At 70.8% G+C, this 14139-nt stretch carries 20 protein-coding genes and 1 pseudogene; 17 read left to right on the top strand and 4 right to left on the bottom strand.

Annotation, left to right across the window (positions count from 1 at the left end; genetic code table 11):
- The first annotated feature begins 2 nt into the window (after nucleotides 1-2).
- From AC07AG_RS01110 to AC07AG_RS01140, 7 genes are read left to right on the top strand one after another with little or no spacing between them, the layout of a single operon-like run.
- Nucleotides 3-266 (top strand): gas vesicle protein GvpG, encoded by a 264-nt coding sequence (locus AC07AG_RS01110; protein WP_478750582.1) that lies wholly within the window; start codon nucleotides 3-5, stop codon nucleotides 264-266.
- Entirely contained in the window at nucleotides 263-925 is a 663-nt protein-coding gene (locus AC07AG_RS01115; RefSeq protein ID WP_478750584.1) for a DNA primase, read from the top strand. The genes AC07AG_RS01110 and AC07AG_RS01115 overlap by 4 nt, the downstream gene beginning before the upstream one ends.
- Nucleotides 918-2042 carry an SRPBCC family protein gene (locus tag AC07AG_RS01120; RefSeq protein ID WP_478750586.1) on the top strand — a complete coding sequence of 375 codons (1125 nt, stop codon included), beginning with the start codon at nucleotides 918-920 and terminating at the stop codon, nucleotides 2040-2042. The genes AC07AG_RS01115 and AC07AG_RS01120 overlap by 8 nt, the downstream gene beginning before the upstream one ends.
- Nucleotides 2039-2506, top strand: coding sequence for a gas vesicle protein (locus tag AC07AG_RS01125; RefSeq protein ID WP_478750587.1), 468 nt, complete (start codon nucleotides 2039-2041; stop codon nucleotides 2504-2506). The genes AC07AG_RS01120 and AC07AG_RS01125 overlap by 4 nt, the downstream gene beginning before the upstream one ends.
- Nucleotides 2503-3303 carry a GvpL/GvpF family gas vesicle protein gene (locus AC07AG_RS01130; protein ID WP_478750589.1) on the top strand — a complete coding sequence of 267 codons (801 nt, stop codon included), beginning with the start codon at nucleotides 2503-2505 and terminating at the stop codon, nucleotides 3301-3303. The genes AC07AG_RS01125 and AC07AG_RS01130 overlap by 4 nt, the downstream gene beginning before the upstream one ends.
- Nucleotides 3300-3488 (top strand): gas vesicle protein, encoded by a 189-nt coding sequence (locus tag AC07AG_RS01135; protein ID WP_160509195.1) that lies wholly within the window; start codon nucleotides 3300-3302, stop codon nucleotides 3486-3488. The genes AC07AG_RS01130 and AC07AG_RS01135 overlap by 4 nt, the downstream gene beginning before the upstream one ends.
- Entirely contained in the window at nucleotides 3485-3778 is a 294-nt protein-coding gene (locus tag AC07AG_RS01140) for a gas vesicle protein K (protein ID WP_478750590.1), read from the top strand. The genes AC07AG_RS01135 and AC07AG_RS01140 overlap by 4 nt, the downstream gene beginning before the upstream one ends.
- Before the next feature lie 74 nt (nucleotides 3779-3852).
- On the opposite strand, the gene AC07AG_RS01145 is transcribed toward AC07AG_RS01140, so the two are convergent.
- On the bottom strand, nucleotides 3853-4398 hold the full coding sequence (locus tag AC07AG_RS01145; protein ID WP_478750592.1) for a type 1 glutamine amidotransferase domain-containing protein: 546 nt from the start codon (nucleotides 4396-4398) through the stop codon (nucleotides 3853-3855).
- A gap of 148 nt (nucleotides 4399-4546) precedes the next feature.
- Here AC07AG_RS01145 and AC07AG_RS01150 point away from each other — a divergent pair, with 148 nt between their 5' ends.
- A complete protein-coding gene (locus AC07AG_RS01150) occupies nucleotides 4547-5557 on the top strand; it encodes a Ppx/GppA family phosphatase (RefSeq protein WP_478750594.1) in 1011 nt (336 codons plus the stop codon).
- A gap of 64 nt (nucleotides 5558-5621) precedes the next feature.
- Here AC07AG_RS01150 and AC07AG_RS01155 read toward each other — a convergent pair.
- Both AC07AG_RS01155 and AC07AG_RS01160 read right to left on the bottom strand, forming a co-directional pair.
- Nucleotides 5622-5846: pseudogene (locus AC07AG_RS01155) on the bottom strand (WhiB family transcriptional regulator); the annotation flags it as partial.
- Nucleotides 5847-5971: 125 nt separating this feature from the next.
- The gene (locus AC07AG_RS01160) at nucleotides 5972-6352 is read right to left on the bottom strand and encodes an ANTAR domain-containing protein (protein WP_478750595.1); all 381 of its coding nucleotides are present in this window, start codon (nucleotides 6350-6352) and stop codon (nucleotides 5972-5974) included.
- 133 nt (nucleotides 6353-6485) lie between these two features.
- On the opposite strand from AC07AG_RS01160, the gene AC07AG_RS01165 reads away from it, so the two are divergent.
- The gene (locus AC07AG_RS01165) at nucleotides 6486-6857 is read left to right on the top strand and encodes a helix-turn-helix transcriptional regulator (protein ID WP_478750597.1); all 372 of its coding nucleotides are present in this window, start codon (nucleotides 6486-6488) and stop codon (nucleotides 6855-6857) included.
- 64 nt (nucleotides 6858-6921) lie between these two features.
- Entirely contained in the window at nucleotides 6922-7209 is a 288-nt protein-coding gene (locus AC07AG_RS01170) for a type II toxin-antitoxin system Phd/YefM family antitoxin (protein ID WP_478750599.1), read from the top strand.
- 174 nt (nucleotides 7210-7383) lie between these two features.
- Here the strand turns inward: AC07AG_RS01170 and AC07AG_RS01175 are convergent, their stop codons facing one another.
- Nucleotides 7384-8397, bottom strand: coding sequence for an ABC transporter permease (locus tag AC07AG_RS01175; protein WP_478750601.1), 1014 nt, complete (start codon nucleotides 8395-8397; stop codon nucleotides 7384-7386).
- Nucleotides 8398-8623: 226 nt separating this feature from the next.
- Between AC07AG_RS01175 and AC07AG_RS01180 the strand changes: the two genes are divergently transcribed.
- The 7 genes from AC07AG_RS01180 (at nucleotide 8624) to AC07AG_RS01210 (ending at nucleotide 14093) form a co-directional block, all read left to right on the top strand.
- Nucleotides 8624-9244: a TetR/AcrR family transcriptional regulator gene (locus AC07AG_RS01180; RefSeq protein WP_478750603.1), complete on the top strand. Its 621-nt coding sequence runs from the start codon at nucleotides 8624-8626 to the stop codon at nucleotides 9242-9244.
- 199 nt (nucleotides 9245-9443) lie between these two features.
- Complete coding sequence (locus AC07AG_RS01185; protein ID WP_266873899.1) at nucleotides 9444-9746, top strand: urease subunit gamma; 303 nt, start codon at nucleotides 9444-9446, stop codon at nucleotides 9744-9746.
- 32 nt (nucleotides 9747-9778) lie between these two features.
- Nucleotides 9779-10090: an urease subunit beta gene (locus AC07AG_RS01190; protein ID WP_478752160.1), complete on the top strand. Its 312-nt coding sequence runs from the start codon at nucleotides 9779-9781 to the stop codon at nucleotides 10088-10090.
- Nucleotides 10083-11804, top strand: a complete 1722-nt coding sequence (locus AC07AG_RS01195; RefSeq protein ID WP_478750605.1) for an urease subunit alpha — start codon at nucleotides 10083-10085, stop codon at nucleotides 11802-11804. Before AC07AG_RS01190 ends, AC07AG_RS01195 begins: the two co-directional genes overlap by 8 nt.
- A gap of 11 nt (nucleotides 11805-11815) precedes the next feature.
- Nucleotides 11816-12490, top strand: a complete 675-nt coding sequence (locus AC07AG_RS01200; RefSeq protein WP_478750607.1) for an urease accessory protein UreF — start codon at nucleotides 11816-11818, stop codon at nucleotides 12488-12490.
- Nucleotides 12491-12639: 149 nt separating this feature from the next.
- A complete protein-coding gene (gene ureG / locus AC07AG_RS01205) occupies nucleotides 12640-13323 on the top strand; it encodes an urease accessory protein UreG (protein WP_478750608.1) in 684 nt (227 codons plus the stop codon).
- Complete coding sequence (locus AC07AG_RS01210) at nucleotides 13320-14093, top strand: urease accessory protein UreD (RefSeq protein ID WP_478750610.1); 774 nt, start codon at nucleotides 13320-13322, stop codon at nucleotides 14091-14093. Before ureG ends, AC07AG_RS01210 begins: the two co-directional genes overlap by 4 nt.
- Nucleotides 14094-14139 lie beyond the last annotated feature (46 nt).

Here is a 14139-nt window from a genome sequence, read left to right on the forward strand (position 1 = left end):
ACATGGGACTGATCGGCGAAGTGCTGATGCTGCCGTTCGCGCCCGTGCGCGGCGGTCTCTGGGCGGTGAGCCAGGTACTCGCCGAGGCCGAGCGCCTGTACTACGACCCGGCCACTGTCCGGACCGAACTCGCCCTTCTCGAGCAGCGACTCGAGTCGGGGGAGATCGACGAGGACGAATTCGACCGCCAGGAGGACGAGTTGCTCGACCGCCTGGAAATCGGCCTGCGCACAGGCGCGGGAACTGACAACGGGACCACACGATGAATCGACTGGGACTTGGCCTCGCCGTAGGGGCCGGATACGTCCTCGGACGTACGAAGAAGATGAAGCTCGCGTTCGCGGTCGGCACCATGGTGGCCGGCAAGCGGATGAATCTGAGCCCGCGGGCCCTTGGTGACCTGGTGTCTCAACAGCTGCAGAACAACCCGCAGTTCAAGGAGATAGGCGACCAGCTGCGCGGCGATCTGCGCGGGGTCGGGAAGGCCGCCACCGGAGCGCTGGTCGAGCGGCAGATCTCGGGGCTCGCCGACCGGCTGCACGGACGGACGGCGGATGTGCGCGACCAACTCGCGGGCGTGACACCGGACATACCGGGGCGCGGCAGCAAGGACGAGGCCGAGCCGGACGACGCGGACGACGAGTACGAGGAGTACGACGACCGGGACGACCGGGACGACGAGCCCGTGGAGGCGGAGTCCGAGGAGGAGCCAGAGGAAAGGCCCCGGCCGAGGAAGAAGGCTCCCGAGAAGAAGGCCGCCCCCAAGAAGGCGGCGGCCAAGAAGAGCCCCGCGAGGAAGACGGCGGCGAAGAGCCCCGCAAGGAAGGCGCCGGCGAAGAAGGCTCCCGCCAGGGCGGCGGCGAAGACTTCCGCACGCCGCGCCACCGGGGCCCGCCTGCCGAAGGAGGGTGGCCGCGATGAGTGACACGCTGAAGTCGGCGACGGGCAAGGCGAAGGACAACCCCATCACCGGCGTCGTGCAGAGCGAGGCGGCGGACCGGCTCAAGGCGGAGGTCCAGGAGTATCTCGCCGCCCAGGCCCAGCGGCTGCTGGTCGGAGTGGGCCACAAGCTCGGCGAGACGACGGGCAAGCTCAACGACATCGCCGACGGCAACAGCCCCGGCTTCGCCAAGCTCGCCCTCGACGGCGGGCGCAAGATGGCCGAGGGCAAGGGGCCGCTGCGGTCCGCCATCGAGGTCGGTGCGGGGCGGGCCAAGGACAGTGTGGTCGACGCCTTCAAGAACATGACCGGAGGCAAGGGCCGCCGCAAGGGCGGGGCCGGCAAGAAGCCGACGGTCATCATGGAGTTCGTGGACGTCGGTGTGCCGCTGCGCACGGCGTACGACCAGTGGACCCAGTACCAGGACTTCAGCAACTTCGCCAAGGGTGTCAAGAGCGCGAACCGCGCCGACGACACCACGTCCGACTGGCAGGCCAAGGTCTTCTGGTCGAGCCGGAGTTGGAAGGCGCACACCACCGAGCAGGTGGCGGACGACCGGATCGCCTGGACATCGGAGGGCGCGAAGGGCACGACCAAGGGCGTCGTCTCCTTCCACACGCTGGCCGAGAACCTCACGCGCGTCCTGCTGGTCCTGGAGTACTACCCCAAGGGCCTCTTCGAGAAGACCGGCAACATCTGGCGCGCCCAGGGCCGCAGGGCGCGGCTCGACCTGAAGAACTTCGCCCGGTTCATCACCATCAAGGGTGAGGCGGAGGACGGCTGGCGCGGCGAGATCCAGGACGGCGAGGTCGTCGTCAGCCATGAGGACGCGCTCGCGGAGGAGCAGGAAGAGGGCGAGCACGAGGACGTCGCGGAGGACGAGTACGAGCGCGACGAGGAACAGCCGGAGGAGTCCTACGAGGACGAGGAAGAGCGCGAGGGCGAGGCGGACGAGGACGAGCGGGACGCCTACGGCGAGGCGGATGAAGAGGAGGAGGACGCGGGCGAGGACGACGAGGCGAAGTACGAGGAGTACGAGGAAGACGAGGACGAAGACGCCAAGTACGACGAAGAGCCCGCGACGAGCGGGAGTCGCCGATGACGATGCCTGGTCGGATCCCGGAGCCGTACGGGCAGGGCGGCGGCGCGAACCTGGCCGACATCCTGGAGCGCGTGCTCGACAAGGGCATCGTGATCGCGGGTGACATCAGGATCAACCTGCTCGACATCGAACTGCTCACCATCAAGCTGCGGCTCATCGTCTGCTCCGTCGACAAGGCGAAGGAGATGGGAATCGACTGGTGGGAGGACGACCCCGAGCTGTCCTCCCGTGCACACAGCAAGGAACTCACGCGTGAGAACGCCGAGTTGCGTGCCCAGGTCGCCGAGCTTGAGCAATTGGGGCAAGGCAGGCTGGAGCAGGGCAGGACGGAGCAAGGCAGCACAGAGCAAGGCAGGACAGAGCAAGGCAGCACAGAGCGGCGCAAGCCCGCGCGACGCAAGGCGGAGCAAGGCAAGGCCGAGCAGGGCAGGGCGGCGCAAGGCAAGGCGGAGGAAAGCACATGAGCGGACTGCGTTACGTCTACGCCATCTGCCGGCCCTTCGACGCGGCACTCCAGGCGCAGGTGACCGGGGTGGAGGGCGCGCCCCCCGGTCAGCTGCCGCACCACGGCCTGATCGCCGTGGTCGGCACTGTGCCGGAGGGGGACTTCGCCGAGGAGCCCCTCCGGCGCCATCTGGAGGACCTGGACTGGCTGAGCGCGACCGCGCGTGCCCACCAGGCGGTGATCGACGCGCTCACCGTGGTCACCACGCCGCTGCCGATGCGGCTCGCCACGGTGTTCCGGGACGACGCGGGAGTGCGCGCGATGATGGAGGAGCGGGAGGCGGCGTTCCGGCGGACGCTCGACCGGCTCGACGGCCGCGTGGAATGGGGCGTCAAGATCCATGCCGAGGCGGAGCCCGCCCCCGCGGCCGAGAAGCCGGAGAAGGCCGCGTCGGGCCGGGACTACCTGCGCCAGCGCCGACAGCGCAACAGGGCCCATGAGGACATGTGGGAGAGCGCCGAGAAGTTCGCGCGCCGGCTGCACGACACGCTCTGCGGCCACGCCGAGGACGCCCGGCTGCACGCACCCCAGAACTCCGCGCTCTCCCAGGAGCCGGGCCGCAACGTACTCAACGCCGCCTATCTGGTGCCGCGTTCGGAGTCGGAGGCCTTCGTCGAACTGGTGGAACGCGTGAAGGGCGAGGAGCCGGGCCTGCGCGTGGAACTCACCGGACCGTGGGCCGCGTACTCCTTCGCCGGCCTGGAGGACGACGGGGGCGACGCGGTGGACGGCGTGGCGGGGGAGGCGGGATCGTGACCGTCGTCGAACGCCGGGAGGTCGCCCTGGTCGACCTGCTCGACCGGTTGCTCGCGGGCGGGGTCGTCATCACCGGGGACCTCACCCTGCGCATCGCGGACGTCGACCTCGTCCGTATCGACCTGAACGCACTCATCAGCTCGGTCAACGAGCAAGTGCCCTCCCCTTTTGAGGAGTTGCTGTGAGCGAGCGGACTCCGGGAAAGAACCGCCTCGAACTCGAGCCGGACACGGTGGAACGCGACCTGATCAAACTCGTCCTGACCGTCGTGGAGCTGCTGCGTCAGCTCATGGAGCGGCAGGCCGTGCGCCGGTTCGACACCGGGGAGCTGAGCGAGGACCAGGAGGAGCGCATCGGACTCACGCTGATGCTCCTCGACGACCGGATGGCCGAACTGCGCGACCGCTACGGCCTGCGGCCCGAGGACCTGAATCTGGATCTCGGGCCGCTGGGGCCGCTGCTGCCGAGGGAGTAGCCCCGCCCCCTCAGGGATCAAGGGAGTAGCCCCCCTTAGGGGTCAGGGGGGCAGGGATCAGGGACCACCAGGGATCAGGGAGCGGTCGGCTTCGCGAACTCCGTCAGGAACGCCTCGCAGAACGCCTTCAGGTCGTCCGGCTTGCGGCTGGTGATCAGCGTGTTGGGCCCGTCGTGGCAGATCTTCACCTGCTCGTCGACCCAGGTGCCGCCCGCGTTGCGGACGTCCGTGCGGATGCTGGGGAAGGAGGTGAGTCCCCGGCCCGAGACGACGTCCGCCTCGACGAGGACCCACGGGGCGTGACAGATCGCGGCGACCGGACGGCCGCGATCGAAGAAGTCGCGCACGAAGGACACGGCCGCTTCGTCGAGGCGCAGCGCGTCCGGGTTGGCCACGCCACCCGGCAGTACGAGCCCGTCGAAGGAGTCGGCCGACACCTCGCCGACGACCTCGTCCACGGGGAACGTGTCGGCCTTGTCGAGATGGTCGAAGGCCTGGATGCGGCCCGGCCGCGTGGAGACGAGGACGGGCTCACCGCCCGCGTCGGTCACCGCCTTCCAGGGGTCGGTGAGTTCGATCTGCTCGACGCCCTCGGGTGCCATCAAGAACGCGATACGCATGGCTGCTCACTCTCCTTGCCGGTCCCAGGACGGTCACGTCCGGAATCCGTTCGTCGGGTGGGGTCTGTTGCACGCATCACCGGTTCCCTGGCCCGGTCAAGGTCAACCAGGGTGACTGACCCGTGGCCTGATGGGTACTCAGAGTTACATGCGAATGAGTGTGATGGACGTGGGTTCCAATGCGGTCCGGCTGGTTGTCGTGGACGCCGAGGACGGTGTGCCTTTGCCGGTTCACACCGCCAAGTGGAGACTGAGACTCTCCGAAGAGGTCGGGCCGACCGGGGCGATCCCCGAAGAGTCGGTGGGGCAGCTCGTCACCGCGGTCTCCGAGGCCGCGAGGACCGCCCGGCGATGGGGCTCGGCGGAGCCGCTGGCCTTCGCGACGACCGTCGTACGCAGCGCACCCAACCGGCTGGACGTGCTGCGGACGATAGGTGAGGAGACCGGCGTCGCGCTGTGCACCATGCCCGGAGAGGTGGAGGCCGAACTCACCTTCCTGGGCGCCCGCCGGTGGATGGGCTGGCGAGCCGGTCCCCTCGCGCTGTTCGACATCGGCGGTGGCTCGCTCGAGGTGGCCTTCGGGCGCGGAAGGCTGCCGGACTACGTGGCCTCGCTGCCCCTCGGCGCGCGCCGGCTGACCCGGGAGTTCTTCGAGGGCGAGGACCCGCCGACCGAGCAGAGCTTGAAGGCGCTGCGGCGCAAGGTGCGGCATCAGCTGCGTGACGTCGCCGCGCGGATCCGCTGGGAGGGGCCGCGTACCGCCGTGGCGACGTCACGGACGTTCCAGCAGCTGGCGCGGCTCGGGGGTGCCGCCCCCGGCCGCCACGGACCGTTCATGGCACGTCAGCTGAGCCGCGCGGAGCTGCGCCTGTGCCGTGACCGGCTCGCCGCGCTGCCGGCGGCCGAGCGCGCCCGGCTGCCGGGGGTGTCGGCGCCGCGGGCCGTGCAGAGCCTGGCCGGCGCGATCGTGGGGCACACGGCGATGAAGCTGACGGGCATCAAGACGGTCACCATCTGCCCCTGGGCCATCCGTGAAGGCGTGCTGCTGCGGCACATGGAGGACGGCGGGGCGTGGTGGGCCGAGGTCAGTCAGCGGGAGGCGGTGGCGGAGCCGACGGTGCATCCGATGGAGCTGCGGATCGCGGCTCTGCAGAACTGAATCGCGGCTCCGCGGAACTGAATCGAGGCTCCGCGGAACCGAGGTGTGCCGGTGCGGAGCTGCCGGCCTTCCGGCGCAGCACCGCACGCTGCTCCGCGTTGGTCCCGCCCCAGACGCCGTACGCCTGACCGGTGTCGATGGCCCAGCTGAGGCAGGGGCGGAGCACGGGGCAGCGCAGGCAGATCCGCTTGGCGGCCAGCTCCTCGCGCAGCGCGGGGTCTGTCACGCTGACGGGGAAGAACAGCTCTGGATCCTCTCGCGCGCAGAGCGCGCTGGTCATCCACTCCATCAACGCCTCCCTCGGGGAGTGGGGTCCGCCTCCGTCCGGTCCGGGACGGGGGCGCGGGTGCCCTTGCCGCGCGGACGATAACGGAGGAGAGCCGGGAGGAGGGAGGGGCCCGTGTTCCGCCGGGCTCATCCCTCGTCGGTGCGGGGCGCCGTCGGCGGCTCCTGGAGCTGGGCGACCGTCGCGGCCAATTGCCGTCGGAACGGCTTCGGGATCTCACCTCCCGCTGCGGCAGCGACGAGTTCGGCGGCCACGAGACGCAGCTTGGTGTTCGTGTTCTGGGAGACCGAGACGAGGACGTCCCACGCGTCATCGGCGCTCAGCCCGAACGACGCCATCAGGACTCCGCGCGCCATGTCGATGACGGGCCGCGTCCGCATGGCCCGCCGCAGCTGACCGAGTTCCACCCGCGGGTCCTGCTCGATGTGGCCGGTCGTCGGGCAGGGGGATGTGTCAGGTGGAGCTTCGCTGCCCTCCGCGAGCTGCGCGGGAAGTGCACGATCTGTCATGGCGGCCACTCCGTAGGCTTCCGTGGGTCGTCACCTCACCCAGCGTCGGCCCGGCGAGGTTCACCCGTCAAGAGATACCGGAAATGTAGTTCGCCTTTTTGAATGCGTGAATCAGACCCCCTACCTTGGAGGGATGGGTGCAGTACCTGAACCACACATCGGTTGGACGTTCCTCACCAACCACGCCCGCGTGCTGGCCGCGATCGCCGACGACCCCGCCACCCGTATCCGGGACATCGCCGCGCGCTGCCGACTCACCGAGCGTGCCGTACAGAAGATCGTCGCGGATCTGGAGGGGGGTGGATACCTCTCCCACACGCGCCAGGGCCGCTCCAACGCGTACCGCATCGAATCGGGGACCATCCTGCGCCACCCCGCCGAATCGGGTCTCGCCGTGGCGGAACTCCTCACGCTCCTCGTCCAGCACGACGACGAACGCGGCGACGCCCCCCGGCGGTTGCAGGCCACGCCTTCGCGCACGTCCGACCCGGATACCGCCCCCTGACCTGCGGCGTATCCGTTGCGCGCGGGGCCGGACGACCGTGCCGGACGACGGTTAGGCTGGGGGCATGGCCTACGAGATTCCGGTGACGCAAGCCCGAGCAGAGCTCGCCGATCTGATCAACCGCGTCGTGTACGGCGGCGAACGGGTCGTCGTCACCCGCCACGGCAAGCCACTCGTGGCCCTTGTCTCCGCCGCCGACCTGGAGCGGCTCGAGGCGTTGCCGGACGTGGACGGGGAGCAGGTGGTCAGCTCCGTCTCGTCGTTGCGCTCCACCTCGTCCCCGTCGTCGGGTGCGGGTGAACGGCAGCGCTTCGGGATCGCCGCCGAACACCGGGGACCCAACGCGACGTAGCCGTACGGCGATCGAGCGCAGAGCGGGCTCCGTAAGGAGAACGGGCTCCGTAGGCAGCACGGCGCCCGTGAGCAGGGCGGCGTCCGCAAGCAGGACGGGCCCCGTAAGCAGCAAGCGCCGCACGCCCCCGTCCGCTACAGCGGAGGCGTACGGCTGTCTCTGTGCGCTGCCGGGTCAGGCGACCCGCACCGCTTCCGGCGCGGTCGGTGCCTCGTCACGCGCCCTGGTGCCGGGGCGGCGGCGGAGCACGCCGAGCAGTACGGCCATCAGGCCGAGCAGGGACCAGACGGCGAGGGTGACGAGGGGGCCCGTGATGCGCGCGCCGTCGAAGAAGGAGACCGAGCGCAGCAGAGTGCCGCCGGCGCCGGGTGGCAGCAACTGGCCGATGAATCCGACCGGTTCGGGCAGCAGCCGTGGCGCGGACGTCACTCCGGAGAACGGGTTGCCGAGCAGCACCATGGTCAGCGCGCCGACCCCGATGCCCGCAGGACCGATGAGTGCGGCGCACCCGGCCACGGCGGCTCCCACCGCGAGCGTCGAGAGCCCCAACACCCCTGCTTCCGCCCACCAGTTGCCCGTCAGCACTCCCAGCCAGCTGTGTGTCACGGCGGCGGCGACCACGCCGACCAGCACGGCGGCCAGGGTGAGGGAGGCCACCGCGCGGATGCCGCGCAGGCCGAACAGCGTCACGACCGCACCGGCCGCGACGCCCGCGATCGCCAGCGGCAGCACGCTCGCCCCCAGAGCGGAGCCCCGAGGGTCGTTGGCGGGCGCCGGCACCACATCGGTGGTGGTCACCGCGGCCCCCTCCGGAGCCTGACCGGCCACCGCCTGCTCCAGGAGCTGGGCGACCACCGGGCTCGCGGCGGTCGCGGTCAGCAGTTTCATGCCCTGCGGCGTGACGACGACCGCTCCGTACACGGCCCGGTCCTCGACGGCGTCGCGGGCCGCGGCCTCGTCGGCGTACCGATGGATCTCGAACGCGCCCTCTTGCTCCCGCAGTTGGGACTCGAGAGGCGCCGTCGCGGTGGCGGGTCCCGCGACGCCGAGCGGCAGATCGCGGGGGGCGGTCCTCGCGGCGGGCCAGGCGAAGGCCCACAGGGCGAGGGCCACGAGCGCGGAGACCAGGATGGCCACCGCCACCATGCGGCGGCCCTGCGGGGGCGGGGTGGCGACCGACGTGGACATGGGCTGAGCTCCTTCTGGAGGTGCGAAGGGGTGAAGGGGGGAATTGTCGAAAGGTGCAGCGGGAGAGGGCCGAAGTGGCGGAGGGCCGAAGTGGCGGAGGGTCGAAGCATCGGAGGGTGCAGCGGCGGACAGTAAAGAGAAGGATCGTTCGTTTTACGGAATGCCCACACTGTGCTGCCGGGCGCGCCGCTTGTCAAGAATGAATGTTCGTTTTAATTTGGGTGGTATGGCCCGCGTATCCCAGGAGCACCTCGACGCACGCCGCCGCCAGATCATGGACGGCGCCGCCCTCTGCTTTGCCCGCAATGGCTTCCACGCCACCTCCATGCAGGACGTACTCAAGGAGGTCGGCCTCTCGGCCGGGGCGGTCTACCGCTACTTCCGGGGCAAGGAGGAGCTGATCGGGGCGATCGTCGGCGAGGTCCTCGAGTGGCTTCGGGCGACCTTCGAGGCGGCCGCCCAGGAGACCCCGCCGCCACCGCCGGATGTGCTGGTCGGCCGCGCGCTGAGGCAGGTGCTCGCCCAGAAGCAGGGCGGCGGCGAGGGGGAGACCCCGTACTTCCCGCGTCTGATCGTCCAGGTGTGGGCGGAGACCCTCCGCAACGAAGAGCTCGCCGACCTGATGAAGCAGGGGTACGCCAAGGTGCGAGTGGCCTGGGTGAAGATCGTCGAGGGGTATCAGGCGGCGGGCATGATGCGTGACGACGTCCCGGCCGACCATGTCGCGCGGGTCATGGTCGCCACGGCTCAGGGATTCGCCGCGCAGCTCGCGCTGTTCGACGAGGTTCCGGTCGAGGCGCTGCAGGACGGGCTGCGCGGTCTGATGAGTATGGGGAAGCCCAGCTGATGGTCATGGGGCGGTCAAGCGCTGGTTAACCTCGTTGAAACTCCTCCCAACTAGCCTGCGATGCCACGTCACCAGGGGATTTCGTAACCGGGGTGCGCAAGATCAAGCGCACTGTCTGTGTGTTACATCTATATCCGTCGCGGTGGCCGCGGCAGCCGGACCCCGCACGGTCCGGAGCGAGGACTGTGAGGTGGGACGCGTGCAACTGACCCCGCACGAGCAGGAGAGACTGCTCATCCATGTGGCCGCGGACGTGGCCGAGAAGCGAAGGGCGCGGGGGCTGCTGCTCAACCACCCCGAGGCGATAGCCCTGATCACGTCCCACATCCTCGAAGGGGCCCGCGACGGCCGCACCGTCGCCGAACTCATGTCGTCGGGGCGCAAGGTGCTCACGCGCGACGACGTCATGAGCGGCATCCCGGAGATGATCCACGACGTCCAGGTCGAGGCCACCTTCCCGGACGGCACCAAGCTCGTCACCGTCCACGACCCGATCGTCTGACGGGGGCCGGCCAGATGAGTCCCACGCAGCCCGTGATCCCCGGCGAGATCCTCTTCGCCGACGAGCCCGTCGCCTACAACGCGGGCCGCGAGGTCACCGCCCTCACCGTCCTCAACGCCGCCGACCGTCCCGTCCAGGTCGGCTCCCACTACCACTTCGCCGAGGCCAACCCCGGCCTCGACTTCGACCGTGCCGCCGCGCACGGCAAGCGGCTCAACATCGCCGCCGGCACCGCCGTGCGCTTCGAGCCCGGAATCCCCGTCGACGTCGAACTCGTCCCCCTGGCCGGACTGCGCATCGTGCCCGGACTGCGCGGCGAGACCGGAGGTGCCCTCGATGCCTGAACTGTCCCGCGCCGCATACGCCGACCTGTTCGGCCCCACCACCGGTGACCGGATCCGGCTCGCCGACACCGACCTCCTCGTCGAGATCGAGGAGGACCGCTCCGGCGGCCCCGGACTCTCCGGCGACGAGTCGGTGTTCGGCGGCGGCAAGGTCATCCGCGAGTCGATGGGGCAGTCGCGCACCACGCGCGCCGAAGGCGCCCCCGACACCGTTGTCACCGGCGCCGTGATCATCGACCACTGGGGCATCGTCAAGGCCGACATCGGCATCCGCGACGGCCGCATCACCGGCATCGGCAAGTCCGGCAACCCGGACACGATGGACGGCGTACACCCCGATCTCGTGATCGGCCCGGAGACCGAGATCCTCTCGGGCAACGGCAAGATCCTCACCGCCGGCGGCATCGACACCCACATCCACTTCATCTCGCCGACCATCGTCGACGAGGCGCTTGCCTCCGGCGTCACCACCCTCATCGGGGGCGGCACCGGCCCGGCCGAGGGCAGCAAGGCGACCACGATCACCCCCGGCTCGTGGCACCTGGCCCGGATGTTCGCGGCGATGGAGTCGAGCCCGGTCAACATCGGCTTCCTCGGCAAGGGCAACACGGTCTCCAGCGAGTCCATGCACGCCCAACTGCGGGCCGGAGCCGTCAGCTTCAAGATCCATGAGGACTGGGGCGCGACGCCCGCCACCATCGACGCGTGCCTGAACGTCTGCGAGGACACCGGCGCCCAGCTCGCCGTCCACACCGACACCCTCAATGAGGCGGGCTTCGTCGGCGACACGTTCGACGCCGTCGCGGGCCGCACCCTGCACGCCTTCCACGTCGAGGGCGCGGGCGGTGGGCACGCACCGGACATGATCACGGCGGTGTCCCTGCCCAACATGCTGCCGAGCTCCACCAACCCGACCCGGCCGCACACCGTCAACACCATCGAGGAACACCTCGACATGCTGATGGTCTGTCACCACCTCAACCCGGCGGTCCCCGAGGACCTCGCCTTCGCCGAGTCGCGGATCCGGCCCACCACCATCGGGGCCGAGGACATCCTGCACGACCTCGGCGCCATCTCGATCATGTCGTCGGACTCGCAGGCCATGGGGCGCATCGGCGAGGTCGTCATGCGGACCTGGCAGACCGCGCACGTGATGAAGCGGCGGCGCGGCTTCCTGCCGGGGGACACCCGGGCGGACAACCGCCGCGCGCGTCGCTATGTCGCCAAGTACACGATCAACCCGGCGGTCGCGCAGGGCGTCGACCACGAGATCGGCTCCGTCGAGACCGGCAAGCTCGCCGACCTGGTGCTGTGGGACCCGAAGTTCTTCGGTGTGAAGCCCTTGCTCGTCATCAAGGGCGGTCAGATCGCGTACGCGCAGATGGGCGACGCCAACGCCTCCATCCCCACGCCGCAGCCGGTGCTTCCGCGGCCCATGTTCGGTGCGCACGGCACCGCGCCGAGCCTCAACTCCTTCAACTTCGTGACGCAGTCGGCGCTTGACGACGGGCTGCCCGAACGGCTCGGGCTGGCCAAGGAGTTCACCGCGATCCGCTCGACGCGCGGGCGCACGAAGGCGGACATGTACGAGAACGACGCCCTGCCCAGGGTGGAGGTCGCGCCCGACAGCTTCGCCGTCACCATCGACGGGGAGCTCGTCGAACCGTCACCCGCCGCCGAACTGCCGCTCGCGCAGCGGTACTTCCTGTTCTGACGGGCGCCGTCATGTCCAGTGCCGCACTACTCGTCCTGGCCGACGGCCGCTTTCCCGCCGGAGGGCACGCGCACTCCGGCGGGGCCGAGGAAGCCGTCAAGGCGGGGCGCATCACCGGTGGAGCCGACCTGGCGGAGTTCTGCCGGGGGCGGCTGCACACCACGGGGCTCGTGTCCGCCGCGTTGGCCGCGGCCGCCGCGCTCGGCATCGACCCGCTGGAGCTGGACGAGGCCGCCGACGCGCGGACACCCTCGGCCGCGCTGCGGGTCGCCGGACGGCGGCTCGGGCGGCAGATGATGCGGGCCGCGCGGTCGGCGTGGCCCAATCCCTCGCTGGACCAGCTGGCCGCCGCCCGGCCCAAGGGGGCACACCAGCCGGTCGTCCTCGGCCTCGCCGCACGCGCGGCGGGTCTGGGGGCGCAGGACGCCGCGTACTGCTCCGCGTACGAGTGCGTCAGCGGGCCCGCGACGGCGACCGTGCGGTTGCTGAGCCTGGACCCCTTCGACGCGACGGGTGTCCTGGCCCGGCTCGCACCCGAGCTCGACCTCGTCGCGCGGGCCGCGGCGGGCGCGGCGCGCGATGCGCTGACCGACGGGGTCGACGCGCTGCCCGCGGCGTCCGCGCCGCTGCTCGAGGTGGGTGCCGAGGCGCATGCCGCCTGGCCCGCGCGGTTGTTCGCCTCGTAGAGGGCACCACCGCCCGCACGAGCCGCCGCCCGCACGAGCCGCCCCCGCGCGAGCCACCCCGAACGAGCCGCCCACAGAGCCCGCCGCACGGGCTGAAAGAACTGAAGCGCTGAAGCACTGAAGAACTGCTGAACCATAGGAGTCGCACCATGCACCTCGATCACTCCCACGACGAATCCGCCGCGGTGAGCGCCGACGCCCACCGTCCCGACGGCCGCCGTCGCGCGCTGCGGATCGGGCTCGGCGGGCCCGTCGGATCCGGCAAGACGGCCACCGTCGCCGCGCTCTGCAAGGAACTGCGGGCCGAGTTGTCCCTCGCCGTCGTCACGAACGACATCTACACCCGCGAGGACGCCGAGTTCCTGCTGCGCGAGGCCGTCCTGCCGCCCGAGCGGATCACCGCGGTGGAGACCGGCGCCTGCCCGCACACCGCGATCCGTGACGACATCTCCGCCAACCTGGAGGCCGTCGAGGACCTGGAGGACGAGGTCGGGCCGCTGGACCTGATCCTCGTCGAGTCCGGCGGGGACAACCTCACCGCCACCTTCTCCAAGGGACTCGTCGACGCGCAGATCTTCGTCATCGACGTCGCGGGCGGCGACGACATCCCGCGCAAGGGCGGCCCCGGCGTCACCACCGCCGATCTGCTCGTCGTCAACAAGACCGACCTCGCCCCGTACGTCGGCTCCGACCTCGCGGGCATGGCCGCGGACGCCAAGGCCCAGCGTGCCGAACTCCCGGTCGTCTTCCAGTCGTTGAGGTCGGACGAGGGCGTCGGCCCCGTCGCCGCCTGGGTGCGTGCCCAGTACGCCGCCTGGACCGCGTCCGCATGACCGTGCACGCCGTCGCGGCATCCGGGGTGCGCGGCATCGCCCGTATCACCGCGCGAGGGAACGGGCGGGGCGGCACCGTCCTGCCCGTGCTCGACGGGGAGGGGCCGCTCGCCCCGCGGCGCACCCGGGCGGCCGGAGCGGGCGCCCAGGTCACCCTCGTCGGCGCGATGAGCGGCCCCCTCGGGGGTGATCACCTCACCGTCGAGGCCGCCGCCCACGACGGGGCCCGGCTGCAGATCGGTTCGGCCGCCGCCACGCTCGCCCTGCCGGGGCAGTCGAAGGAGGCGGCGCGCTACGACGTGCGCCTCACGGTCGGTGACGACGCGGAACTGCGCTGGCTGCCCGAGCAGTTGATCTCCGTACGCGACAGCGATCTGCGGGTCACCACGCGGGCCGAGCTCGCCGCGAGCGCGAGCCTGGTGCTGCGGGAGGAGCAGGTGCTCGGCCGGACGGGCGAAGCCCCGGGGCGCCTCACCAGCCGCCTCACCGTGCGCCGCGCGGGCCGGCTCCTCCTCGACCAGGAGCTCTCCTGCGGGCCCGGAGCGCCCGGCGGGTGGGACGGTCCCGCAGTCCTCGCCGGGCATCGCGCGATCGGGCAACTGGTCGTCGTACGCCCGCAATTCGAGCAGCACCGCCCGGAGCCCGCAGTGCTCGGCGATGCGGCCGCCCTCACCCCGCTCGCCGGACCCGCCGTACTGGTCACCGCCGTCGCCCCCGACGCGCTGCGGGTGCGCCGCGTCCTCGACGAGGCGTTGCGCACTCTCACCTGAACAGGGGCATAACCGCTCAGCGGAGTTCCGTGCACCGTCTATCGGA

It is taken from the genome of Streptomyces sp. NPDC044044 (assembly GCF_056434405.1).